This is a genomic window from Pseudomonas laurylsulfatiphila (genome assembly GCF_002934665.1).
Classification (GTDB): domain Bacteria; phylum Pseudomonadota; class Gammaproteobacteria; order Pseudomonadales; family Pseudomonadaceae; genus Aquipseudomonas; species Aquipseudomonas laurylsulfatiphila.
Window position 1 is genome coordinate 486855 of the sequence record NZ_NIRS01000003.1, and the last position, 23873, is coordinate 510727.

The 23873-nt window shown below is 60.8% G+C and carries 21 protein-coding genes; 5 read left to right on the forward strand and 16 right to left on the reverse strand.

Translation table 11 applies throughout. The annotated features are described in order from the left end of the window. Positions 1–117: 117 nt before the first annotated feature. Complete coding sequence (gene fadD2, locus CD175_RS12725; protein ID WP_104449178.1) at positions 118–1806, reverse strand: long-chain-fatty-acid--CoA ligase FadD2; 1689 nt, start codon at positions 1804–1806, stop codon at positions 118–120. Positions 1807–2045: 239 nt separating this feature from the next. Between fadD2 and CD175_RS12730 the strand changes: the two genes are divergently transcribed. Continuing rightward, positions 2046–2990, forward strand: coding sequence for an alpha/beta hydrolase (locus tag CD175_RS12730; protein WP_104449179.1), 945 nt, complete (start codon positions 2046–2048; stop codon positions 2988–2990). Positions 2991–3032: 42 nt separating this feature from the next. After that, complete coding sequence (locus CD175_RS12735) at positions 3033–3503, forward strand: MaoC family dehydratase (RefSeq protein WP_095967928.1); 471 nt, start codon at positions 3033–3035, stop codon at positions 3501–3503. Positions 3504–3632: 129 nt separating this feature from the next. Here the strand turns inward: CD175_RS12735 and CD175_RS12740 are convergent, their stop codons facing one another. Beyond that, a complete protein-coding gene (locus CD175_RS12740) occupies positions 3633–4100 on the reverse strand; it encodes a ferritin-like domain-containing protein (RefSeq protein ID WP_007974449.1) in 468 nt (155 codons plus the stop codon). 202 nt (positions 4101–4302) lie between these two features. Here CD175_RS12740 and CD175_RS12745 point away from each other — a divergent pair, with 202 nt between their 5' ends. Together CD175_RS12745 and CD175_RS12750 are read left to right on the forward strand one after the other, a co-directional pair. After that, positions 4303–4539 carry a DUF3820 family protein gene (locus CD175_RS12745; protein WP_003227425.1) on the forward strand — a complete coding sequence of 79 codons (237 nt, stop codon included), beginning with the start codon at positions 4303–4305 and terminating at the stop codon, positions 4537–4539. A gap of 20 nt (positions 4540–4559) precedes the next feature. Next, a complete protein-coding gene (locus tag CD175_RS12750; RefSeq protein ID WP_104449180.1) occupies positions 4560–5741 on the forward strand; it encodes an aminotransferase class V-fold PLP-dependent enzyme in 1182 nt (393 codons plus the stop codon). Between the two features lie 264 nt (positions 5742–6005). On the opposite strand, the gene CD175_RS12755 is transcribed toward CD175_RS12750, so the two are convergent. From CD175_RS12755 to zwf, 3 genes are read right to left on the reverse strand one after another with little or no spacing between them, the layout of a single operon-like run. Then, a complete protein-coding gene (locus tag CD175_RS12755; RefSeq protein WP_104449181.1) occupies positions 6006–6671 on the reverse strand; it encodes a bifunctional 4-hydroxy-2-oxoglutarate aldolase/2-dehydro-3-deoxy-phosphogluconate aldolase in 666 nt (221 codons plus the stop codon). A gap of 17 nt (positions 6672–6688) precedes the next feature. Next, complete coding sequence (pgl, locus tag CD175_RS12760; RefSeq protein ID WP_104449182.1) at positions 6689–7402, reverse strand: 6-phosphogluconolactonase; 714 nt, start codon at positions 7400–7402, stop codon at positions 6689–6691. Then, a complete protein-coding gene (gene zwf / locus CD175_RS12765) occupies positions 7389–8858 on the reverse strand; it encodes a glucose-6-phosphate dehydrogenase (protein WP_104449183.1) in 1470 nt (489 codons plus the stop codon). The genes pgl and zwf overlap by 14 nt, the downstream gene beginning before the upstream one ends. Positions 8859–9086: 228 nt before the next feature. Here zwf and CD175_RS12770 point away from each other — a divergent pair, with 228 nt between their 5' ends. Further along, complete coding sequence (locus tag CD175_RS12770; RefSeq protein WP_170948639.1) at positions 9087–9947, forward strand: MurR/RpiR family transcriptional regulator; 861 nt, start codon at positions 9087–9089, stop codon at positions 9945–9947. 87 nt (positions 9948–10034) lie between these two features. Here CD175_RS12770 and CD175_RS12775 read toward each other — a convergent pair whose 3' ends face one another. From CD175_RS12775 to edd, 11 genes are all read right to left on the reverse strand, one after another. Beyond that, positions 10035–10889 carry a D-hexose-6-phosphate mutarotase gene (locus tag CD175_RS12775; RefSeq protein WP_104449184.1) on the reverse strand — a complete coding sequence of 285 codons (855 nt, stop codon included), beginning with the start codon at positions 10887–10889 and terminating at the stop codon, positions 10035–10037. A 114-nt stretch (positions 10890–11003) separates the two neighbouring features. Further along, entirely contained in the window at positions 11004–12350 is a 1347-nt protein-coding gene (locus CD175_RS12780; RefSeq protein WP_104449185.1) for a carbohydrate porin, read from the reverse strand. Positions 12351–12554: 204 nt separating this feature from the next. After that, the gene (locus CD175_RS12790; protein ID WP_104449187.1) at positions 12555–13715 is read right to left on the reverse strand and encodes an ABC transporter ATP-binding protein; all 1161 of its coding nucleotides are present in this window, start codon (positions 13713–13715) and stop codon (positions 12555–12557) included. Positions 13716–13719: 4 nt separating this feature from the next. Beyond that, complete coding sequence (locus CD175_RS12795; RefSeq protein WP_095942743.1) at positions 13720–14565, reverse strand: carbohydrate ABC transporter permease; 846 nt, start codon at positions 14563–14565, stop codon at positions 13720–13722. Continuing rightward, a complete protein-coding gene (locus CD175_RS12800) occupies positions 14558–15466 on the reverse strand; it encodes a carbohydrate ABC transporter permease (protein WP_007974433.1) in 909 nt (302 codons plus the stop codon). Before CD175_RS12800 ends, CD175_RS12795 begins: the two co-directional genes overlap by 8 nt. Positions 15467–15650: 184 nt before the next feature. Continuing rightward, on the reverse strand, positions 15651–16949 hold the full coding sequence (locus tag CD175_RS12805) for an ABC transporter substrate-binding protein (RefSeq protein ID WP_104449188.1): 1299 nt from the start codon (positions 16947–16949) through the stop codon (positions 15651–15653). A 117-nt stretch (positions 16950–17066) separates the two neighbouring features. Beyond that, a complete protein-coding gene (locus CD175_RS12810) occupies positions 17067–18326 on the reverse strand; it encodes a D-mannose isomerase (protein ID WP_104449189.1) in 1260 nt (419 codons plus the stop codon). Positions 18327–18511: 185 nt separating this feature from the next. Next, on the reverse strand, positions 18512–19939 hold the full coding sequence (locus CD175_RS12815; RefSeq protein ID WP_205886336.1) for an ATP-binding protein: 1428 nt from the start codon (positions 19937–19939) through the stop codon (positions 18512–18514). A 31-nt stretch (positions 19940–19970) separates the two neighbouring features. Next, positions 19971–20702, reverse strand: coding sequence for a response regulator (locus CD175_RS12820; RefSeq protein WP_007974429.1), 732 nt, complete (start codon positions 20700–20702; stop codon positions 19971–19973). Positions 20703–20881: 179 nt separating this feature from the next. Then, on the reverse strand, positions 20882–21841 hold the full coding sequence (locus CD175_RS12825; RefSeq protein WP_104449191.1) for a glucokinase: 960 nt from the start codon (positions 21839–21841) through the stop codon (positions 20882–20884). Continuing rightward, complete coding sequence (gene edd / locus CD175_RS12830; protein WP_007974426.1) at positions 21838–23664, reverse strand: phosphogluconate dehydratase; 1827 nt, start codon at positions 23662–23664, stop codon at positions 21838–21840. The genes CD175_RS12825 and edd overlap by 4 nt, the downstream gene beginning before the upstream one ends. Positions 23665–23873 lie beyond the last annotated feature (209 nt).

Genomic DNA, 23873 nt, shown 5'->3' on the forward strand with positions numbered 1-23873 from the left:
CATCGCGGGCAAGCCCGCTCCCACAAGGTTCGCGTCGTACACAACGTGTGTGCACAACAGTGAATCTGTGGGAGCGTGGCTTGCCCGCGATCCGCGCGAAGCGCGGCCATTCACCGATCAGGCGATATCACGCAACTCCCGCCGCAAAATTTTGCCCACCGGCGTCATCGGCAGCGACTCACGCAGCACGATGTGCTTCGGTACTTTATACGCCGTGAAGTTCTCCTTGCAGTAAGCCTTCAGCTCTTCAAGGCTGACCCCCGCTTCACGGGCCACCACGAACAGCTTCACCGCCTCCCCCGACCGTTCGTCAGGCACACCGATGACCGCACAGTTGGCGACGTTCGGGTGAGCCATCACCACGTCTTCGATCTCGTTCGGGTACACGTTGAAACCCGAGACAATGATCATGTCCTTCTTGCGGTCAACGATGCGCACGAAACCGTCCGGGTCGATCACCGCAATGTCACCGGACTTGAACCAGCCCTCGGCATCCAGCACTTCGGCCGTGGCTTCAGGTTTCTGCCAGTAGCCCTTCATGATCTGCGGGCCCTTGATGCACAACTCGCCGCGTTCCCCCAAAGGTTGTTCGACGCCGTCATCGCTGATGACTTTCAATGTGGTGCCCGGCACCGGCAGGCCGACCGTGCCGATCCGGGACTGCTCGCCATAGGGGTTGGTACAAGCCACCGGCGAGGTTTCGGTCAGGCCGTAACCTTCGGTGATGCGGCAACCGGTCAGTTGTTCCCAGCGTTCGGCGGTGGCCTTGACCAGTGCGGTGCCACCGGAGTTGGTGAGCTTGAGGCTGGAGAAGTCCAGGGTCTTGAAGTCCGGGTGATCCATCAGCGCGACGAACAGTGTGTTGAGCCCCAGCAGCGCCGAGAACCGCCAGTTCTTCAGTTCCTTGATGAAGCCGGCGATGTCCCGTGGGTTGGTGATCAGCACGTTGTGGTTGCCCGTCACCATCATGCACATGCAGTTCGCCGTGAAGGCATAGATGTGGTACAGCGGCAGCGGCGCGATCATCACCTCCTGGCCTTCACGCAGCAGCGGCTGACCGTCGCTCGCCGACTGGCTGAGGCAGGCCCGTGCCTGCTGCATGTTCGCCACCAGGTTGCCGTGGGTCAGCATCGCGCCCTTGGCCAGGCCCGTGGTGCCGCCGGTGTATTGCAGTACGGCGATGTCGTCGAGACCGACCTTCAGCGGCTTGATACCCAGGCCACGGCCCATGCGCAACGCGCTCTTGAAAGAGACGGCCTGGGGCAAGGAATAGTCCGGGACCATCTTCTTGACCTTGCTCACCATAGTGTTGACCAGCCAACCCTTGGCGGTGGGCATCAGGTCGCCCATCTTCGCTTCGATCAGGTACTGGATGTCGGTGTCGGGGAGCACTTCCTGGACTTTCTGGCCGAACATGTTCAGGTACACCAGCGCCCGGGCACCGGAATCCTTGAACTGGTGACGCATTTCCCGCGCGGTGTACAACGGGTTGGTGTTGACCACGATCAACCCGGCGCGCAAGGCGCCGAACACGGCAATGGGGTAATGCAGGACGTTGGGCATCTGCACGGCGATGCGGTCACCCGGCACCAGGTCGGTGTGGGCCTGCAGGTAGCCGGCGAAAGCAGCGCTCTGGCGTTCCAGTTCGGCGTAGGTCAGGGTCACGCCCATGTTGCTGAACGCGGGGCGGTCAGCAAACTTCTTGCAGGAACGCTCGAACACCTCGATCACCGACTTGTAGGCACCCAGATCGATATCCAGGGGGACGCCGGCCGGGCGTTTGTCATTCCAGAAATCAGGTTGCATTGTTCTTGTCCTCTTTACCTGAATCTATCCGGGGCCGCCTTTCTGTCATTTCTCCCTGATCCCTCAAAGGCAGAAAGCGAAAAGCGGAGCTTCACGGACACTAGCAGCTATGGCGATTCAGGCAAATATGCCCAAACCCGTCATTGATCGTGTGAATCTTCCTGCCTTGCTGTGGGCTGATCAGACGCATGCAACGGGATGCGCTATACAATGCAACGACTCAGTGCAAAGGAACCGCCATGATCCATGACACTTTCTGGCTGACCACGAGCGACCACAGTCGCCTATTCGTCAACCAGTGGCTACCCGACGGCAGCCTCAAGGCAATGATTCTGCTGGCCCATGGCATGGCCGAACACAGCGGCCGCTATGGAGCCCTTGCGGAAAAACTCTGTGATCAGGGCTATGGCGTGTGTGCGCCGGACCTGCGTGGACATGGCAAAACTGCCGAAAACGGGACCCTGGGGCATTTCGCCGATGACGACGGCTGGTGCAAGGTCGTCAGCGACCTGGCGTGCCTCAACCAGCACATCGGCCAGCAGCACCCTGGCATACCGATCGTGCTGCTCGGTCACAGCATGGGCAGTTACATTGCCCAGGCCTATCTGCTGCACCACAGTGCCAGCCTGCACGGGGCAATCCTCAGCGGCTCGAACTTCCAGCCCGTGGCGCTTTATCGCGCGGCACGGCAAATCGCCCGTTTCGAACGCCTGCGCCAGGGCGGCAAAGGCCGCAGCGCATTGATCGAATGGCTGTCGTTCGGTTCGTTCAACAATAAATTCAAACCGGCACGTACGCCGTTCGACTGGCTCAGCCGTGATCCGGCGCAGGTCGACCTGTACGTCAACGACCCGCTCTGCGGTTTCCGCTGCACCAATCAACTGTGGATCGATTTGCTCGGCGGCTTGCAGCAAATCAGCAAAGCGTCCAATCTCGCCCAGATTGACCCGGGCCTGCCGCTGCTGGTGATTGGCGGTGAATGTGATCCGGTGAGCGAAGGCAAACGTCTGAAGGATCTGGCCGACGCGTTGCGGGCGGCCGGCAGCCGGCACCTGCAACTGACCGTTTACCCGCAGGCACGGCACGAACTGTTCAACGAAAGCAACCGCGATGAAATCGTCGCCGATGTGCTGAACTGGATCGCCCAGGTCTTGAGCACCCCTCGGCCGCACCGATCCGAATAGTTTTTTTGTGAATTATTTAATTCGTCACAGGAATTGAGACAGATGACCCAGGTTACCAACACCCCTTACGAAGCCCTTGAAGTGGGCCAGACCGCCAGCTTCAGCAAGACGGTCGAAGAGCGTGACATCCAGTTGTTCGCCGCGATGTCCGGCGATCACAACCCGGTGCACCTGGATGCCGAATACGCCGCCAGCACCATGTTCAAGGAGCGCATCGCCCACGGTATGTTCAGCGGAGCGTTGATCAGCGCGGCGGTCGCCTGCGAATTGCCTGGGCCGGGCACCATCTACATCGGCCAGACAATGAGCTTTCAGAAACCGGTGAAGATCGGTGACACCCTGACCGTGCGCCTGGAAATTCTGGAAAAACTGCCGAAGTTTCGCGTACGCATTGCCACTCGCGTGTTCAATCAGCGGGATGAACTGGTGGTGGATGGCGAAGCGGAAATCCTCGCGCCACGCAAGCAACAGAGCGTGACGTTGACGGAGCTGCCGGCGATCAGCATCGGTTGATCGAAGGGTCAAAAACACTGTGGGAGCGAGCCTGCTCACGAAGGCGGCGTGTCAGTCACTATTAATGGTGACTGTCAGACCGCATTCGCGAGCAGGCTCGCTCCCACATTGACTTCAGCTCAGCCAGGCTTACGAACGCGCACGCGCCTGGTTTCGCAGGGCCTTGACCTGATCGTGATTGCGTTGCACGCCATGGTACTGGCGCTCAACCAGGTCACGAATGCCCACCAGGTTGTGCTTGTTGATTTTCTCCATGGCGTCACGATAAGCCTTCAACGCATGGTCTTCACCACGCTCGGCTTCATTGAGCACGGCCTCCTCGCCCTTGCCGGTGAACATCGACTTCACGTCGACCCAGCGACGGTGCAGGTCACCGCTGACACTGGTTGAGGTTTCCGGATCGCCACCCATTGAACGCACCGCGGACTGCAACTCCGCAGCGGCCGTAGCACAATCGGTCGAACGATTGATAAACAGGGTTTTGAGTTCAGGGTGCTTGATATCTTCAGCGCAAGTCTTGAACCCGGCCTGACCGTCCTTGCTGGTTTCAATCAGGTCATTGAGTACAGAAATCGCTTCTTTATTCATGTCAGTCATTTTTCAATTCCTTCGGTTGATGAAAGATGCAATGAGTACTGCACCCTGCATGCCAGCTCGGAATTGTTTAACTATTCGTTATTTTTCAAACAGTTACCAATTAACGAAAAATCTGTATCCGTTTTATTTGCATGATCTGTCATTTGGCCTGCATGCAGAATGCCTGTATTTTCCAGACTGACTGAATCAAGACGACCGATCGATGAATCCTGAAAAGCTCGAACTGCTGATCACCCGTGAAATGCCCTTCGGCAAATACAAGGGTCGAATCATTGCCGACCTGCCCGGCCCTTACCTGAACTGGTTCGCCCGGGAGGGTTTTCCTCACGGCGAATTGGGCGGCTTGCTGGCCCTGATGCAGGAAATCGATCACAACGGTTTGTCGGACTTGCTCGAACCGCTGCGCGCCAAACACGGCAAACCGGCCCCGCGTCACTGAATCACCTACCGAGCACCCTCATGCCTGACAACACTCGCCGCGCCCGTGATGAAGCCTTCTGGCAAACCTTTGCCGACCGCTACGATGTCGAACCCGGCCCGCTCAACCTGGAGAACGGTTACTTCGGACGCATGTCGCGCACGGTCGTGGAGGAGTACCAACGCAACATCGAGCTGATCAATCGCAGCAATTCGGTGTACGTGCGCCAGCGCTTCGAACAGGGCGACAGCCTGAAGATCCGTGCGCAACTGGCCAGGTTGACAGGCGTCCCCGCCGACAGCATCGCCCTGACCCGCAACGCGTCGGAAGGTTTGCAGTCGCTGATCCGCAACTACAACCGTCTGCAGCCCGGCGATCAGGTACTGGTTTGCGATCTGGAATACGACACGGTCAAAGGCGCCATGCGCTGGCTGGCGCGTAATCGCGGCGTTGAAGTGATCGAAATCGAACACGCACACCCGGCCACCTTCGACAGCCTGCTGAACACCTACCGCGAAACCTTCGCCCGGCACCCACGGCTGAAGTTGATGGCCCTGACCCACGTCACTCATCGCACGGGCCTGGTGATGCCGGTGCAGGCGATTGCGGCCGCGGCGAAGGAACAGGGGATTGACGTCATCCTCGACGGTGCCCATGCCCTCGGCCAACTCGAATTTGACCTGACCGAACTGGGTATCGCCTTCGCCGGCTACAACCTGCACAAGTGGATCGGTGCACCGCTGACGCTCGGCTACATCTACATTGCTCCCGAACGCCTGGCTGACATCGACCCGGACATGGGCGAGATGCACTTCCCGGCCACTGACATTCGCGCCCGAACCTCGTACAGCACCCCCAACATCCCGGCGCTGCTGACCCTGCCGCTGGTGCTCGAAGAACATTGGGCGATGGGAGGAGCCGCGGCCAAGGGCGCACGGCTTAATTATCTGCGCAACCTGTGGGTGCGCGAAGTTCGCGAACTTCCGGGCATCGAGGTGTTGACCCCGGATGATCCACGGCTGTATTGCGGCATCACCTCGATGCGCTTTACCCAACAGGCCGATCAACAGGTGATGGTCGAAAGGCTGCTCAACGACTACAACCTGTTCACCGTGGTGCGCAGTGGCGCGGCTTGCGGGCCGTGCATCCGCGTGACGCCGGGATTGACCAGCACTGCCGACCATATGCAGCAGTTGATCATCGCGCTGAAAGAACTGCGCTGAACACTCACCATTGTGGGAGCGAGCTTGCTCGCGATGGTCGTGAACGATAACGGGTGAAACCTGATGCCCAGTGTCGCCCTCGGGTTTTTCGCGAGCAGGCTCGCTCCTACAAGGGTTAACGCCGAACCTGTGGGAGCGGGCTTGCTCGCTCCCACAGGGGGTATGAGCCGATCCAGGCCATTTTTTTCAGGCAAAAAAAAACGGTGCACCGACCAAGCGCACCGTAAAGCCGTAGAACACACAACGAAGTGTAGGGTGAAGCGATCAGTCCAGCAGCGCCAGGGCCTCGGCGGTGCATTCCTGAATGCGAGCCCAGTCGCCGTTCTTGATCCACTCCGGATCAAGCATCCAGCTACCGCCCACGCACATGACGTTTTTCAGCGCCATGTAGCTCTTGATGTTGGCAGGTCCCACGCCGCCGGTCGGGCAGAATTTCACTTCGCCGAACGGGCCGCCCAACGCCTTGATGGCCGCAACGCCACCGCTGACTTCGGCCGGGAACAGCTTGAAGCGGCGGTAACCCAGGCCGTAGCCTTCCATGATGCCCGAGGCATTGCTGATGCCTGGCAACAGTGGAATCGGGCTGGCGACACTGGCTTCCAGCAAGTCGCGGGTGATGCCCGGCGTGACGATGAACTGCGAACCCGCCGCTTCCGCCGCCGCCAGCATCTGGCGATCCAGCACGGTGCCGGCACCGGTCACCAGTTCCGGACGCTGCTCGCGCAGAATCTGGATGGCCTTGAGGCCGAATTGCGAACGCAGGGTCACTTCCAGGGCTGTCAGGCCACCGGCCGCGAGCGCGTCGGCCAGCGGCAGGACGTCCTGCTCGCGGGCGATGGTGATCACCGGCAGGATCCGCGCTTTCGCGCAGAGGCTGTCGATCAGGGCAACTTTGTCCGCCATGGAAACGGTCGGGGATGGGTTTGTCATAGCGGCTGTTCCTTGGCTCATGGGCACCAGAAAATCTCTAACGTGGGTTGCAGAAATGCGCGCACCGGCATTGCGGCGACATCGTCGCCGGCCAGTGCGGTACTCAGGGTGGTCAGCTTGGACTGACCGGAAATCGATAGAGCCTTGTGCTTGGCCGAGGCCAGCAGCGCGCGACTCATGGTCAGGCGCTGATGCGGCACGGTCGGCGCCAGCATCGGCCAGCAACGACGCACGCCATCTGCCTGCAATGCCTCGGCAAGGTTCGGGCTGTTGGGGAACAGCGACGCGGTGTGGCCGTCATCGCCCATGCCGAGGATCAGCACGTCGATCACCGGCAGTTCGGACAGCAAGCGGTCGGCCTGCTCAGCCGCCTGTTCAAGGTTGGCGCTGGCGCTGTACAGGCTCAGGAACTGCGCCTTGGCCGCAGGACCTTGCAACAGATAACGCTTGATCAGGCCCGCGTTGCTGTCGGCGTGTTCCACCGGCACCCAGCGCTCGTCGGCCAGGCTGACCACCACGTTCGACCAGTCCAGCGACTGCTTGGCCAGGTGCTGGAAAAACGCCACCGGACTGCGGCCACCGGAGACCACCAGGGTCGCAGTGCCCTGGGTGTCGATCGCGTCGCTGAGTTTTTTCGCCACGCTCAGTGCCAGGCTTTCAGCCAGCAGCACCGGGCTCTTGAACGCATGGGCGCTGACGCCCTGCGGCAGTTTCAAATCAGATATCGCCATACCACGACCTCCCGTCCCGCGTGATCAGAGCAATAGAGCTCATCGGCCCCCAGGACCCGGCCGCGTACGGCTTGGGCGCATCACCGGATTTTTTCCACCCGGCGATCAACTGGTCACACCACTTCCACGCGGCTTCGATTTCATCTTTACGGACAAACAGGTTCTGATTGCCGCGCATCACTTCCAGCAACAACCGCTCGTAGGCATCGGGAATCCGTGCGCTGCTCCAGGTGTCGGAAAAATTCAGCTGCAACGGACCGCTGCGCAGCTGCATGCCTTTGTCCAGGCCTTGGTCTTTGGTCATCACACGCAAGGAAATGCCTTCGTCCGGCTGCAGGCGGATAATCAGCTTGTTGCTGATTTGCAGGCGCTGCTCGGGAGCGAAGATGTAGTGCGACGGTTCCTTGAAGTGGATGACGATCTGCGACAGTTTCTGCGGCATGCGCTTGCCGGTACGCAGGTAAAACGGCACGCCGGCCCAGCGCCAGTTGCGGATGTCGGCACGCAGGGCGACAAAGGTTTCGGTATCGCTCTGGGTGTTGGAATTGGGTTCTTCCAGGTACCCCGGCACCGCTTTGCCTTCGCTGTAGCCGGCGATGTACTGGCCGCGCACCACCTGGGTGGTCAGGCCTTCCGGGCTGATCGGCGCCAGGGCCTTGAGCACCTTGACCTTCTCGTCACGGATGCTGTCGGCGGACAGGTCGGCCGGCGGGTCCATGGCGATCAGGCAGAGCAGTTGCAGCAGGTGGTTCTGGATCATGTCGCGCAGCTGGCCGGCCTTGTCGAAGTAACCCCAGCGGCCTTCGATGCCGACCTTCTCGGCCACAGTGATTTCCACGTGGGAGATGTAATTCTGGTTCCACTGGGTTTCGAACAGGCTGTTGGCGAAACGCAGGGCGATCAGGTTCTGGACGGTCTCTTTGCCCAGGTAGTGGTCGATGCGGTAGGTGCGGTTCTCCGGGAAGAACTGCGCCACGGCGTCGTTGACCTTGCGCGAGGATTCCAGGTCCGAACCGATGGGCTTTTCCAGCACCACGCGGGTGTTTTGCGCCAGGCCGACCTTGGCCAGGTTCTCGCAGATTGCGCCGTAGACGGCGGCCGGCGTGGCGAAGTAGGCAATGACCCGTTGCGTGGTACCGGCCACTTCGGCCAGGGCCACATAATCTTCGGACTTGAGGAAGTCGACGTGCAGGTAGCTCAGGCGCGCCAGAAAGCGCTCGAGCACGGCTTCATCCAGCTCTTTGGCACCGACATAGCGGCGAAGCTCGGAGGCAATGAACGTCAGGTGTTCCTGCTCGCTGCCCGGCTCACGGGCCAGCGCGATGATCCGCGTGTCCTCGTGCAACAGGCCGGCGCCGTCGAGTTGATAAAGGGCAGGAAACAGCTTGCGCAAGGCCAGATCGCCAAGGGCGCCGAACAAGGCAAAGGTGCACGGTTCAACCGTAATCGAGAGCATGATGTTTGTTCTTTTATCAAGTTAAGCTACAAATACCTTTTTTCAAGGCATCACTCAAGGGAAAATGTAGTAATAACCACAACATTTTCGCAAAATACAGATTCCGAGTGGTGGTCGGTCGGAGCCATCAGTAGGATAGGCCACCGTCATGGGCCTCACCAAAGGCCCTTTTTGCATTAGCCGCGCGCTTATCCGCGCCGGTGAATCAAGGATACTTATATGGACCGCGTGCGAAATTTACTGGAGCAGATCCAGAATCGCCTTGAAGAGCTGAACAAGGCCGAACGCAAAGTCGCCGAGGTGATCCTGCTCAACCCGCAGCAGGCCACCCGCTTCAGCATCGCCGCCCTCGCCCAGGCCGCCTCGGTCAGCGAACCGACGGTCAACCGTTTCTGCCGTTCGTTCGGCGTCAGCGGCTACCCCGAACTCAAGCTGCAACTGGCCCAAAGCCTGGCCAGTGGCGCCGCGTACGTCAGCCGCGCGGTGGAGGCCGATGACAATCCGGAGGCCTATACCCAGAAGATCTTCGGCAGCGCCATCGCCTCGCTGGACAGCGCCTGCCAGGCACTGGACCCGAACCTGATCAGCCGTGCCGTCGACCTGCTGATCCAGGCCCGGCAGATCCACTTCTTTGGCCTCGGCGCCTCGGCCCCGGTTGCACTGGATGCGCAGCACAAGTTCTTCCGTTTCAACCTCGCCGTCACGGCCCACGCGGATGTGTTGATGCAGCGCATGATTGCCTCGGTGGCCCATACCGGCGAGCTGTTCGTGATCATTTCCTACACCGGTCGCACCCGCGAACTGGTGGAAGTGGCGCGTATCGCCCGGGAAAACGGCGCCTCGGTGCTGGGCCTGACCGCCGAGAACTCGCCGCTGGCCAAGGCCAGCACCCTGAGCCTGAACATTCCGCTGCCGGAAGACACCGACATCTACATGCCGATGACGTCGCGGATCATCCAGCTGACCGTGCTGGACGTACTCGCCACTGGCATGACCTTGCGCCGGGGCGTGGATTTCCAGCCGCATTTGCGCAAGATCAAAGAGAGCCTGAATGCCAGCCGGTATCCGGTGGGTGACGAGTTCAATTAATTAAAAGATCGCAGCCTTCGGCAGCTCCTACAGGTGTGCACACGCCCTTGTAGGAGCTGCCGAAGGCTGCGATCTTTTGATCTTCCTTTACCCCCCCACCCGCGCCTGCAAACTCAAATGCGCCCGCTCCCCCGGCGCCAGACTCAAACTGTCCGTCCCGCCACTCGCTGCCTCTACACAGACAAATTCGGATATCTCGTTCCAGGTCACGCCGAGCAACGGTCGCGAACCGGGATGCCACACCACCGTGTCGGCCGTTTCGCCCGTGTCGATGCACAACGCCCGCTGCCAGGCGTGGTCGTTGAGCTGCAATTCGCCGTCATGCTGGAACACCCGCTGGCAACCGCCGTCCACGCGCAACTCGCCTTCCTGCTGACAAACCTGTCGGCTCAACTGGTCATAACCCTGCGCACCTTCGAGCCCAGACAGCGCTATCTCACTGACATCGCCAATACGCCAGTAAGCATGCAAAGCCTGGCTCATCTGGCACGGCATGTCGTCCTGATGCTCAGTGCTCAGGCGCAAGTCCATGCGCTCACCCAGGTGCGCGTGCAGGTCCACCTGCCAGTCGCATAACTTCAGCTGCCAGTGCAATCGCACGCCTTCGTCGTCACTGCTGCTGTCGAGCAGCTTCCAGTCGAGCAGCCGCGCCCAGCCATGGGACGGCCAGGCGTTTTCGCTCGGATGCCGGCCATACCAGGGCCAACACACCGGCACACCCCCGCGAATGGCCCCGACCTGCGGCCACTTTGCCGCGCACCACAGCCAGGGCTTTTGCCCCTTGGGCTGGAAGTGCAGCAACTGCGCGCCCTGCCGACTGAACACCGCCTGACACAGCGGATGATCGATCACCAGCACGTCGCGCATCTGATAGCGCTCCCACGCGAACACCGGACGTTCGCGCAAGGATTTGAAGAAGCGTTGTAGCGGATGCTCAAGCATGTGCCACGGTCCTGAAAATCATCTGTCACCGGGGTGCGCGGCCCGCAAAAAAAAGCGGACAGCCATGGCTGTCCGCAAATATGCGCACATGGAGAGAAGCTTATCGCAGACGCGTTAGAACACCGACTGAATTTTCAGGCCGGCCACCAGTGCGTTGTCGACTTCATCCACACCACCCGGGTGAGTGACGTATTGCAGGTTGGGACGTACGGTCAGCCAGTTGGTCACGTGGAAGCCGTAGTTGATCTCGTAGTTGTATTCGGTTTCACGGATGGGCGAGAACAGCGGATTCTCGTATTCCGAAACACCGTTGGCCGCGTTGGTCAGCTCAGCGTTTTTCTTCACGTCATCGTTGACATGGATACGGGCGAAACCGATGCCCACGTCATCCTTCGGACGCGCGTCGAACGGGCCCTTGTACACGAACATCAGCGACTGGTAGTTATCGATGAAGTTGGTGTCCTTGTCGTGGAAGGTGGCGTTGGCCGCGATGTTCAGGCCACGGGAAGTATCGCCGTTGTGACTGGTGAGTTGCTGCTGCGCGACGAACCAGTAGCCGTGCTTGCTATCGTGGACGCGATAAGGGTTGCCGGTGGTCGCGGCATCCTGGCCGTTGTCGTCCTTGAGAACGTCGTCGGCATCGGAGGTGCTTTTGTAGTAGCCGACGCGGTATTCACCCGGCAGGCTGTTGACCTTCGGCGACCAGACCAACTCGACCGGCAGGACGGTGCCATTGGTGCCACTGCCGCTGAGCTTGAAGCCGTTACCGTGCTCCAGTTGCGACGTGTTCTGGTTGTACGCGCCGATCTGGGCGTAGAGCTCATCATTAATGTGGTACTTCACGCGGATCGCCGCCTGGCTGACCGGCCAGTTGTACCAGATATTGGTGGCCCAGTTACCGACCTGGGATCCGCAGAACGCCAGGTTCTGGAATTCGCACGGGAAGGTGTTGAAGTCTTCCCCTTCACCGAAATAACCGGCCTTGACGTCCAGTTTGTTGTCGAAGAACTGGTGCTGAATCCACAACTGGGTCAGACGCACCATGTGGCCACGACCGTAGACTTCCTGGGACGAACTCAAGGTGCCGGCACGCGGGTCGCCGATACGGTCGTTGGAGATGTTCTCGCCGTTACGGTTGGTGAGCTGGATCTTGGCCTGGGTGTTGTCCCAGCCGAACAGTTTTTCCAGGTCCAGCGCCGCGCCCAGGCCAAACTGGTCGGCGTAGCGCGCGGTCTTGTCATCATTGAACCCGCCATGCAGGTTGCCGCCGACTTCACCGACGTAGTCCATCTTGATGTCGATGCCTTGCTCGATCAGCTTGGTACGCTCGCCACCCCAATCGCCCGTCATCCACTTGGAGTCCGAGCTGAACGCTTCATCGGCCATCGCATTGCCGGCCAGAACCAGTGCTGCCGCTGCTGACACCTGGCAGATCAACCGGGCCTTGTTCTTCATCTTCATCCCTACATCCTCGTTTTATTGTTATTAACTTTTCTTCTTTAACGCGGTTACAACGGTTGCGACGGATGTCTCCACCCGGCGCATATCCCCCCCTTGTAGGAGCGAGCTTGCTCGCGAGAAACCTGAGAACACCGTGGGGTGTCAGGTTTCCAGTGTCATCGTTGACGTCCATCGCGAGCAGGCTCGCTCCTACAGGTTTGTTCTTCAGCGGCCTTTGAATTGGGCGACGTTCGCCGCGCGGGTTTCACCTTGAACCTGACCGGCCACCCCCAGGCGCTCCCCTGTCTTGGCATCGAACAGCAGCACTTTCGCCGGATCGAATTGCAGGGTCAGGGTCTCGCCCACCGCAGGCGCCACATCCGGCGCCAGGCGGCAGCAGACCTTGGTGTCATTGAGGTTGACGAAGACCAGGGTGTCCGGCCCCGTCGGTTCGGTGACCTGGACTTCGGCACGAATGGTCGGCAAACCGTTCGCTTCACCGTTGGCCAGGATGATCTGTTCAGGGCGCATGCCGAGGATCACTTCGCGGTCTTCCAGACCGGCGTCCTGCATGCCCAGCGGCAGCTCGCAACGGGCCTGGCCGCTGTCGAGCAGCGCCAGCAGGCGACCGTCCTTGCGCTGCAGGCGCAGCGGAATGAAGTTCATCGGCGGCGAACCGATGAAGCTCGCAACGAAGAGGTTGGCCGGGTTGTTGTAGATGTCCTTCGGCGTACCGAACTGCTGGATGATCCCGTCCTTCATCACCGCCACCTTGTCGCCCAGGGTCATGGCTTCGATCTGGTCGTGGGTCACGTAGACCGTGGTGGTTTTCAGGCGCTGGTGCATCAGTTTCATTTCGGTGCGCATCTCGACCCGCAGCTTGGCGTCGAGGTTGGACAGCGGTTCGTCGAACAGATAAATCTTCGGCCGCCGCGCCAGGGCTCGGCCCATCGCCACGCGCTGTTGCTGACCACCGGAGAGCTGGCCGGGTTTGCGGCTGAGCAAGTGTTCGATCTGCAACAGCTTGGATACGCGAGCGACCTCCTCGTCGATTTCCGCGGTCGGCATTTTGCGGATCTTCAAGCCGAAGGCGATGTTGTCGCGCACGCTCATGGTCGGGTACAGCGCGTAGGACTGGAACACCATGGCGATGTCACGATCCTTGGGGCTCATGCCGCTGATGTCGGCGTCATCCACCAGGATCGCGCCGCCGCTGATGGTTTCCAGGCCGGCGATGCAGTTCATCAGCGTGGATTTACCGCAGCCCGACGGGCCGACCAGGATCAGGAACTCACCGTCATCGATTTTCAGTTCGATGTTTTTCAGGGTGTCCGGCAGGCCGGGGCCGTAGGTCTTGTTGACGTTGCGTAATTCGAGAGTTGCCATCTTTCTACCCCTTGACCGCGCCGGACGTCAGCCCACGCAGGAAATACTTGCCAGCGAATATGTAGACCAGCAGTGTCGGCAGCCCGGCGATCATCGCGGCGGCCATATCAACGTTGTATTCCTTGGCCCCGGTGCTGGTGTTGACCAGGTTGTTCAGGGCCACGGTAATTGGCTGGGCATCGCCGCTGGCGAAGACCACGCCGAACAGGAAGTCGTTCCAGATCTGGGTGAACTGCCAGATCAGGCAGACCATCACGATCGGGATCGACATCGGCAGCAGGATTTTCAGGAAGATCGTGAAGAAGCCTGCGCCATCGAGCCTTGCGGCCTTGACCAGCGCATCCGGGATGCTCACGTAGTAGTTGCGGAAGAACAGCGTGGTGAACGCCAGGCCGTAGACCACGTGCACCAGCACCAGGCCGGTGGTGGTGTTGGCCAGGCCGAACTTGCCGAGGGTGAACGAGGCCGGCAGCAGCACGGTCTGGAATGGCAGGAAGCAGCCGAACAGCAACAGGCCGAAGAACAACTGCGAACCACGGAAGCGCCACATCGACAGCACGTAGCCGTTCATCGCGCCGATGAAGGTCGAGATCAATACCGCCGGCACGGTGATTTTCACCGAGTTCCAGAAGTAGCCGCCGACCACGTCCCAGGCTTTGATCCAGCCGATGCCGTCGATCACGGTCGGCCAGCTCAGCAGGTTGCCGGTACGAATGTCTTCCGGGGATTTGAAGCTGGTCAGCAGCATCACCACCAGCGGGATCAGGTACACCGCTGCCGCCAACAGCAAGGTGGCATAGATCGCGATGCGGCTGAAACTGATGCCCGGTTTTCCGAGTTGATTAGTCATGGCGTTTGCCTCGCAGCTCGGAGTACAGGTACGGCACGAGGATGGTCAGCACGGCGCCGAGCATCAGCATGGCGCTGGCCGAACCGATGCCCATCTGGCCACGGCTGAAGGTGAAGGAATACATGAACATCGCCGGCAGGTCGGATGAATAACCCGGGCCGCCCGCGGTCATCGCCGCGACCAGGTCGAAGCTCTTGATCGCGATGTGCGCCAGGATCATGAAGGCACTGAAGAACACCGGACGCAGGCTCGGCAGGACGATCTTCAGGTAGATGGTCGGCAGGCTCGCACCATCGACTTGCGCGGCGCGGATGATCGATTGATCGACACCGCGCAGGCCGGCCAGGAACATCGCCATGACAAACCCGGAGGCTTGCCACACGGCGGCGATCACCAAGCAGTAGACGACACGATCCTGATCCACCAGCCAGTCGAGACGAAAGCCTTCCCAGCCCCAGTCACGCAGCATCTTGTCCAGGCCCAGGCCAGGGTTGAGCAGCCATTTCCAGGCGGTACCGGTGACGATCATCGACAGCGCCATCGGGTACAGGTAGACGGTGCGGATGAAGCCTTCCTTGCGAATGCGCTGGTCCAGCAGCACGGCGAGGAACACACCCAGCACCAGGCTGATGCCGATGAACATGCCGCCGAACACCGCGAGGTTCTTGCTCGCGACCCACCAGCGGTCGTTGTCCATCAGGCGCATGTATTGCTGCAGGCCGACCCACTTGTAGCTCGGCATGAAGCTGGAATTGGTGAAGGACAGAATGAACGTCCAGATGATGTAACCGTAGAAGCCAACCAACACGATCAGCATGCTCGGCGCGAGTACCAATTTGGGTAGCCAGCGTTGCAGCGCATCGAACGGTGAGGCTTTGCTGAAAACCGCCACAGAGCTCATCGGGATAATCCAGGTTTAGAGAAATGAAGCGACACAATGACCCCTGGCTGGAGCAGGACCCTGTGGGAGCTGGCTTGCCAGCGATGAGATCAACCGGGTTCATAGTCAAACCGAGTCGCCTGCATCGCGGGCAAGCCCGCTCCCACACAATCCCATTCCAGTCAGGAACGGGTTGTGTCAGGGATTACTGGGCGGCTTTGACAGCCGACGCCAGTTGGGCGCTGGCCTTGGCCGGGTCAGCGTTCTTGTCGTTCATGAAGTTGGTGACCACGTCGAAGATCGCGCCCTGCACGGCCAGGGAGGTGGCCATGTTGTGCGCCATGCTAGGTTGCAGGCCGCCGGTCTTGTCGTCCGCAATGAAGTCCTTCGCCGACTTCTGGGCGCACTCGTCGAAGCCGAGCTTGTCCATTTCGCCCAGCATGTCGTTACGTACCGGGATCGAACCCTTGTTCATGCTGAAGACTTTCTGGAAGTCGGTACCCAAGGCGACCTTGGCCAGGTCTTGCTGGGCAGCGATGTCACCCTTGCGATCAGCCTTGAGCTTGAACACCGCCAGGGAGTCGATGTTGTAGGTGAAGGCCTTTTCAGTGCCCGGGAACGCTACGCACAGGTAGTCCTTGCCCGCGACTTTCTTGGCCGCCGTCCACTCGCTTTTCGCCCAGTCGCCCATCATCTGCATGCCGGCCTTGCCATTGATGACGTCGGCGGCGGCGATGTTCCAGTCACGACCGGCGCGGTTCGGGTCCATGTAGCCGGTGATCTTTTTCAGCTCGGCGAACGACTTGGTCATTTCCGGGCCGGACAGGGTTTTCTGGTCGAGGTCGACCAGGGCTTTCTTGTAACCGTCGGCGCCCATGACCGAGAGCACCACGTCTTCGAACACGGTGCTGTCCTGCCAAGGCTGACCGCCGTGGGCGAGCGCAATGAAGCCTGCGGCCTTGAGCTTGTCGCCGGCGGCATAGAATTCTTCGAGGGTCGTCGGGGCTTTTTCGATCCCGGCTTTCTTGAACACTTCCGGGTTGATCCACAGCCAGTTGACGCGGTGGATGTTCACCGGCACGGCGACGTAGTCGCCTTCATACTTCACGGTGTCGGAGACTTTCTTCGACAGCAGGCCATCCCAGTTTTCCGCCTTGGAAACGTCTTTCAACGCATCGGTGCTGAGCAGGCCGGTGCTGCCCCACTCCTGGATGTCGGGACCCTTGATCTGCGCAACGCCTGGCGGGTTGCCGGCTACGGCGCGACTCTTGAGTACGGTCATGGCCGTGGAACCGCCACCACCGGCGACTGCGCCGTCCTTCCAGGTGAAGCCGTCTTTTTCGACTTGAGCCTTCAGGACATCGACCGCTGCTTTTTCACCACCGGAGGTCCACCAGTGAACGACTTCAACGGAACCTTTGGATTCGGCGGCCAGGACACTGAGGGGGAGCGCAGACAGGGAAGCGAGAGAAATGACAGTAGCGAGGCGAGAAATCGCATTCATCTAGGAGCACCTTTCTTGTTGTTATGCATGCAAGTCTGTTGCTTGCGCTGCATAGGATTCTAAACAGGGGATATCCCTTCGCAGGTAACGAAGGGATGCGCGAATGTCACCGCATGGTTACATAGAACCGCTCTGGGACAACTGCGCCAGCGCCGTGGCCATGCTCGGCGCCAGCGCCAGGCGCGGAATCAGCACGGCTTGCCAAGCATGGTAAAGGTCAGGCTTGCCGGGCCAGATATCGGCACTCGGGCGGTTTTGCGGATCGAGTTCGTGATACCAGCTGCCATCACAGCGGTCGATGAAATGACTGTCACAGAATTCCCAGAACAGGCGGTACCACTGCTCGTACTGCGCTTCACCCGTGCGTTTGATCAGCGCACTGGCGGCGGCACTGGCTTCGCAATGGGTCCAGTGCAGGCGATGGCGGACCACCGCTTTGTTGTCCCAGTCCAGGGTGTAGACAATCCCCGGTGCGCCATCGATGTTCCAGCCGTGACGACAGTTGTGCTCAAAGAGTTTTTGCGCGTCGGTGACCAGCCAGCCCGGCGTGAGCATCCCCGCGCTCACCCGCGAAGCTTCGAGGTGCAGCAACAGCCGTGCCCACTCGAAGCCGTGGCCCGGGGTGGTGCCGTAGGGGCGAAAACCGTCCGCCGGATTGTCACGGTTGTAGTCCCGCAGTGGCTGCCAGTCGCGGTCGAAATGCTCGATCACCAGGTGATCGTTGGCAGCGGCGTGACCATGGATCACCCGCTCAACGATGCGCTGTGCACGGCACAACCAGCGGTTGTCTTCAGTGACATCGGCCAGGGCGAGGAAGGCTTCGGTGGCGTGCATGTTGCTGTTGGCGCCCCGGTACGCCTCCTCTTCACTCCAGTCGCGATTGAAGGATTCGCGCATCGCGCCTTCTTCTTCACTCCAGAACCAGGTGTCGATGATGTCGATGGCATCATCGAGCAAGGCTTGCGCACCGGGACGGCGTGCGACCACCGCCGAACTGGCGGCCAGCGCGACGAAGGCATGCAGGTAGGCGTTCTTGCCGGTGTTGCCGTCGCGATGTTCGGCAGTAGCGAACCAGCCGCCGTGAACCGCATCGCGCAGTGGCCCGCGCAGTGCCGCGACGCCGTGATCGACCAGTTCGCTAAAGCCTGGCAAACCCTGAATGTGGGCCATGGCGAAGCTGTGGGTCATGCGTGCGGTGTTCATGGTCTGGGCTTGCGCATCGACCGGGAGGCGGCCCCTTTCATCGAGGTTGCCGAAGCCTTCAGGGAGCTTGGAAGCCTTGGCAAAGCTCAACAGGCGCAGGCCTTCGGCGGCGAGCCATTGCTGATGGGCCGGTGCGTTCAGCCAACTGCTGAAGGCCGGTTGGAGGGTGTCCATGGCGTACCTTTTTTGTTGTTATGACTGAGGGGCAGCATAAACAACGGAAGGCAGCGGGCTTGTAACGAAGGGGGTGGGTTATGTCACCAGGCTGTGACAATGACATCTGTAGGAGCTGGCTTGCCAGCGATGACATTCCTGAATACGCCATCGCCGGCAAGCCGGCTCCTACAGGGACGGGTATGTCAATCAATTGAACGTGGCAACTGCAACGTCACCCGCAACCCACCCTCACGCAGGTTCTGCAAGCTAACCTCACCACCATGGCTATGGGCAATGTTGCGGGCAATCCCCAGCCCCAACCCATACCCCTGCTGCTGCCCGGCCAGGCGGAAATGCGGTTCGAACACCTGCTCCAGCCGCTGCTCCGGCACGCCGGGCCCTTCATCATCGACATGCAGGATGAACGCGCGGTCATCGTCATCGATGTGCAGGTGCGCGTTCTGCCCGTACTTCAACGCATTGTCGATCAGGTTGCCGATGCAGCGCTTGAGCGCCAGCGGTTTACCCGGATACACCGCCAGCGCCCGCCCCTGCTGGGTCACGCGACCATTGCCGTTGGGGGCCAGGTACGGTTCCACCAGACAGTCGAGCACATGGTTGAGGTCCACCGGCTCGATGTTCTCGTGGATGTCGGTGTCCTTCACACATTGCAGCGCGCCCTTGACCAGCAATTCGAGCTCGTCAAGATCGCGCCCGAACTTGGCTTGCAGCGTTTCGTCTTCGAGCAATTCAACGCGCAGGCGCAAACGGGTGATCGGCGTGCGCAAGTCGTGGGAAATCGCACTGAACAACTGGCTGCGCTCGGTCAGGTAACGGCTGATGCGCTCGCGCATGGTGTTGAAGGCGCGCCCGACCTCGACCACTTCGCTGCCACCGCCCTCGGCCACCGGTTCTACGTCGGCACCCAGCGACAGATCGCGCGCGGCCCGCGCCAGGCGCTTGAGCGGACGACTCTGCCAGTGCACCAGCAGGCCGATGAACAACAACAGAAAGCCGCTGGTCAGGACGATGAACCACACCTGCTGCGCCGGCAGGCCCTGCTCTTCAAGACTGGTATAGGGCTCGGGCAGCAGCGAGGCGATGTACAGCCATTCGCCCGGCGCCATCTGGATCTGCGTGACCAGCACCGGCGGGTTCACCGGTTCCAGGGTCAACGCGTAGTGCGCCCAGGAGCGTGGTAACTCATCGAGTTTCAGGCCGCCATTGAAGATACGCAGGTCTTCCGGGCTGACGAAGGTCACCGAGATGTCCGTGTCCTGGCCGAGGGACTGGCGCAGCACCTCGTCCACCGCCTTGAGCACCGCCTCTTTGCGCGGGGTGATGGGCAGCACTTCCATGCCCAGGGGTTTGTCGTTGAGCGTGACCACGAACCGGGTGCCGCCCATGCTGCGCAACTGATCGAGCACCAGCGGCCGAAACGCCACCGGCAACGAACGGAAATAACTGACACTGGCCGTCATCGAATGGGCCAGGCTGCGGGCGCTGGTGACCAGGCCCTCGAGCTGCGTGGCGCGCAGTTGCGACACCCAGATCACGCTCGACAGCGCCTGTGCGAACAACACGGCCAGCAAGGTCAACAGCAACATCCGCCCGAGCAGCGAACGCGGCATCGGCACCCTGGCGGCGAGCTTGCGGAACATCTCAGTGGCCATTGCCGGCAACCACATTGGCCGCCAGTTGGTAGCCGCTGCCGCGTACGGTGCGGATCAACCGTGGCGGTTTTTCCGTGTCGCGCAGGCGCTGGCGCAACCGGCTGACCGCCATGTCGACGATGCGATCCAGCGGCATCAGTTCACGGCCACGGGTCGCGTTGCCGATGGTGTCGCGGTCGAGGATTTCCTGCGGGTGGTCGAGGAACAGTTTCAGCAGTGCGAAGTCGGCGCCCGAGAGAATCACCTCTTCGCCATCGATGTGAAACAATCGATGGCTGACCATGTCCAGGCGCCAGTCATCGAAGGCCAGCACCTCACCGCCGTTACGCTCCTGACCGAACTGCGCGCGGCGCAGCAACGCCTTGATCCGCGCCTGCAATTCCCGTGGGCTGAACGGCTTGCCGAGGTAATCGTCGGCACCCAGCTCCAGGCCGATGACACGGTCCGCTTCATCGGAACTGGCGGTGAGCATGATGATCGGCACCTGCGCCTGGCGCGGATGCTGGCGAATCCAGCGACACAGGCTGAAGCCGTCTTCGTCGGGCAGCATCACATCAAGGATCACCAGGTCGGCCGGCGCCTCGTTCAGCGCCTGGCGAAAACCGGCGCCATCGGCAGTAGCACGCACCTGAAACCCGGCGCGAGTCAGGTAGGTGTCCAGCAACTCGCGTATCTCTTGATCGTCATCGACCAACAAAATCGACTTGTTGACTGAGCTCACAGGAAGGCGTCCTTGATATTGGAATTGGGCGGATTATGCCTTAAGCACTGATTCTACAAACACCACAGAAACAACTGTGGGAGCGAGCCTGCTCGCGAAAGCGGTTTTACATTCAACACATTCGTTGACTGACAGACCGCTTTCGCGAGCAGGCTCGCTCCCACATTTTGATCGCATTTTCAAACCGAAATAGATTGCTCCAACGCTACACCGGCACCGACGAGCCCCGAATACGGCGCCGTCACCAGCCACACCGGAATCCCCTTGAAGTAATCGCTCATGCAACCCTTGTCGGCAAAGCAGCGGGCGAAACCGCTTTCGAGGAAGAAATCGGCAAACCGTGGAATCACTCCGCCAACGATGTACACGCCACCGCGTCCACCGGTGGTCAGCACGTTGTTGCCCGCCACGCGACCGAGCCAGCAGCAGAACTGCTCAAGCACTTCCACGGCAATCGGGTCGCCCGCCAGCCCGGCGGCGGTGATGGCTTCCGGCGTGTCGAGCACCGGCGTGTGCCCGTCCACCGCACAGATCGCCCGGTAGACGCGCGGCAAGCCGCCACCGCTCAACGCGGTTTCAGCGCTGACGTGGCCGATCTCGTTGAAGATGTGCTGCCACAGTTGGGTTTCACGCGGGCTGCTCAATGGCAGGTCGACGTGGCCGCCCTCCCCTGGCAACGCAGCAAACCGGCCCTCGCCCAGATCGAGCAAGGTGCCGACGCCCAGGCCTGTGCCCGGGCCGATCACCACGGCCGGGCGCAACGGCTCCGGCGTGCCTTCGCAGACCACACGGAATTCGCCGGGCTGCAAACGGGTCATGCCCAGGGCCATGGCCGAGAAGTCGTTGACCAGCAACAGTTGATCCACCTGCAAGCTCTGGCAGAAACCCTTGCGGCTCAGACGCCAGTGATTGTTGGTGAACTTGAACTCATCGCCACTGACGGGACCGGCCACCGACAGGCACACCGAACCGATCGAACCCGGCGCCAGCCCCAGACCGTTGAGGTAGAGGCTGATCGCTTCTTCCGGGCTGGGGAAGTCCGCCGTTGCCAGCACCTGGACCGATTCCAGCTGCTGGTTTTTCCACAACGCGAAACGTGCGTTGGTCCCACCGATGTCACCGACCAAAGCCAGTTTCAATTAAGCGTCTCCAGGGCAGAAGTAAAGGCGCTGGCGCCCTGCTCCGCCGAGCTGAAGGCCATGCGCATGAAACCAAACAGTTCGCGACCGGTGCCGATGTTGTTGCCCAACAGGCCCTTGGCTGGTGTGCGCGCTGCGAATTCTTCGGCGTCCACCTTAAGCTCCAGGGTGCCTTTGACGCCATCGACGCGGATGATATCGCCCTCTTGCACCCGCGCCAAAGCGCCACCGACATAAGCTTCGGGGCTGACGTGAATGGCCGCCGGAATTTTCCCCGACGCACCGGACATGCGTCCGTCAGTCACCAGCGCCACCTTGAAGCCACGGTCCTGCAACACGCCGAGGAACGGCGTCATCTTGTGCAGCTCGGGCATGCCGTTGGAGCGCGGCCCCTGGAAGCGCATCACCGCGACAAAATCCTTCTCCAGCAAACCGGCCTTGAACGCATCGGCCAGGTCCTGCTGATCCTGGAACACCATGGCCGGCGCTTCGACGATCTGGTTCTCCACGGCGACGGCAGAGACTTTCATCACCCCGCGACCGAGGTTGCCTTCCATCACCCGCAGGCCACCTTCGGCCGAGAATGCGCGAGCCACCGGACGCAGGATGCTTTCATCGAGGCTGTCGGTCACGCCTTCGCGCCACACCAGCTCGCCGTTGTCGAGGAACGGCTCCTGGGTATAGCGGCTCAGGCCGTGGCCCATCACGGTGTTGACGTTTTCGTGGAGCAGCCCGGCTTCCAGCAGTTCGCGGATCAGGAACGACATGCCACCCGCAGCCTGGAAGTGGTTGATGTCGGCCTTGCCGTTCGGGTAGACGTGGCTGAGGGTCGGCACGACTTCGGAGAGGTCGGCCATGTCCTGCCAGGTCAGTTGAATGCCCGCCGCCATGGCGATGGCCGGCATGTGCAGGGTGTGGTTGGTCGAGCCGCCCGTGGCATGCAGCGCGACAATCGAGTTGACCAGCGAACGCTCGTCGACGATTTCGCCGATCGGCATGAAGTCGCCGTTCTGCTTGGTCAGGCGCGTGACCTGGTGCGCCGCCTCGCGGGTCAGGGCATCACGCAGCGGCGTGTTCGGGTTGACGAAGGACGCGCCCGGCAGGTGCAGACCCATGACTTCCATCAGCAGCTGGTTGGTGTTGGCCGTACCGTAGAAGGTGCAGGTGCCAGGGCTGTGGTAGGACTTCATCTCCGATTCCAGCAGCTCCTCGCGGGTCGCCTTGCCTTCGGCGTATTTCTGGCGCACGTCGGCTTTCTGCTTGTTGGAAATGCCCGAGACCATCGGCCCGCCCGGCACGAAGATCATCGGCAGATGGCCGAAGCGCAACGCGCCCATCATCAGGCCCGGCACGATCTTGTCGCAGATACCGAGCAGCAGCGCGCCGTCGAACATGTTGTGGGACAGCGCCACGGCGGTGGACAACGCGATCACTTCGCGGCTCGGCAGGCTCAGCTCCATGCCGGGCTCGCCCTGGGTCACGCCATCGCACATGGCCGGTGTGCCACCGGCGAACTGGCCGACGGAGCCGATTTCGCGCAGGGCCTTTTTGATCAGTTCCGGAAAGACTTCGTACGGCTGGTGCGCCGAGAGCATGTCGTTATATGACGAAACAATCGCGATGTTCGCGGCGTTCATCATCCGCAGGCTGTGCTTGTCGTCGCTGCCGCAACCGGCCACGCCATGGGCGAAGTTGGCGCATTGCAGCTTGCCGCGCATCGGCCCGTCGCTGGCCGCACCGCGAATCAATGCAAGGTAAGCCTCACGCGTGGCGCGACTGCGGGCGATAAGCCGTTCGGTGACCTCAAGGACGCGGGGATGCATGTGTAGAACTCCAGGCTAACGGATGTGGCGACCTGATTGTCTATGCTGATCAAAGGCCGGTGTCGATGGGATGACAGACGGTTTTCTTGATCGGTTGGACCAGTTGATTCAGGTCACTCGTTGTAGATTGAACAAAATATTGCCATCAAAAAGGCTTGTTTTCTATTTTTTTGCGAATAATCTTGTAATTCCAACAACAAAACGACGGT

Coding starts and splice junctions, on each gene's coding strand:
- fadD2 (WP_104449178.1), bottom strand. CDS start 1,806: ATGCAACCTGATTTCTGGAATGACAAACGCCCGGCCGGCGTCCCCCTG.
- CD175_RS12730 (WP_104449179.1), top strand. CDS start 2,046: ATGATCCATGACACTTTCTGGCTGACCACGAGCGACCACAGTCGCCTA.
- CD175_RS12735 (WP_095967928.1), top strand. CDS start 3,033: ATGACCCAGGTTACCAACACCCCTTACGAAGCCCTTGAAGTGGGCCAG.
- CD175_RS12740 (WP_007974449.1), bottom strand. CDS start 4,100: ATGACTGACATGAATAAAGAAGCGATTTCTGTACTCAATGACCTGATT.
- CD175_RS12745 (WP_003227425.1), top strand. CDS start 4,303: ATGAATCCTGAAAAGCTCGAACTGCTGATCACCCGTGAAATGCCCTTC.
- CD175_RS12750 (WP_104449180.1), top strand. CDS start 4,560: ATGCCTGACAACACTCGCCGCGCCCGTGATGAAGCCTTCTGGCAAACC.
- CD175_RS12755 (WP_104449181.1), bottom strand. CDS start 6,671: ATGACAAACCCATCCCCGACCGTTTCCATGGCGGACAAAGTTGCCCTG.
- pgl (WP_104449182.1), bottom strand. CDS start 7,402: ATGGCGATATCTGATTTGAAACTGCCGCAGGGCGTCAGCGCCCATGCG.
- zwf (WP_104449183.1), bottom strand. CDS start 8,858: ATGCTCTCGATTACGGTTGAACCGTGCACCTTTGCCTTGTTCGGCGCC.
- CD175_RS12775 (WP_104449184.1), bottom strand. CDS start 10,889: ATGCTTGAGCATCCGCTACAACGCTTCTTCAAATCCTTGCGCGAACGT.
- CD175_RS12780 (WP_104449185.1), bottom strand. CDS start 12,350: ATGAAGATGAAGAACAAGGCCCGGTTGATCTGCCAGGTGTCAGCAGCG.
- CD175_RS12790 (WP_104449187.1), bottom strand. CDS start 13,715: ATGGCAACTCTCGAATTACGCAACGTCAACAAGACCTACGGCCCCGGC.
- CD175_RS12795 (WP_095942743.1), bottom strand. CDS start 14,565: ATGACTAATCAACTCGGAAAACCGGGCATCAGTTTCAGCCGCATCGCG.
- CD175_RS12800 (WP_007974433.1), bottom strand. CDS start 15,466: ATGAGCTCTGTGGCGGTTTTCAGCAAAGCCTCACCGTTCGATGCGCTG.
- CD175_RS12805 (WP_104449188.1), bottom strand. CDS start 16,949: ATGAATGCGATTTCTCGCCTCGCTACTGTCATTTCTCTCGCTTCCCTG.
- CD175_RS12810 (WP_104449189.1), bottom strand. CDS start 18,326: ATGGACACCCTCCAACCGGCCTTCAGCAGTTGGCTGAACGCACCGGCC.
- CD175_RS12815 (WP_205886336.1), bottom strand. CDS start 19,939: ATGCCGCGTTCGCTGCTCGGGCGGATGTTGCTGTTGACCTTGCTGGCC.
- edd (WP_007974426.1), bottom strand. CDS start 23,664: ATGCATCCCCGCGTCCTTGAGGTCACCGAACGGCTTATCGCCCGCAGT.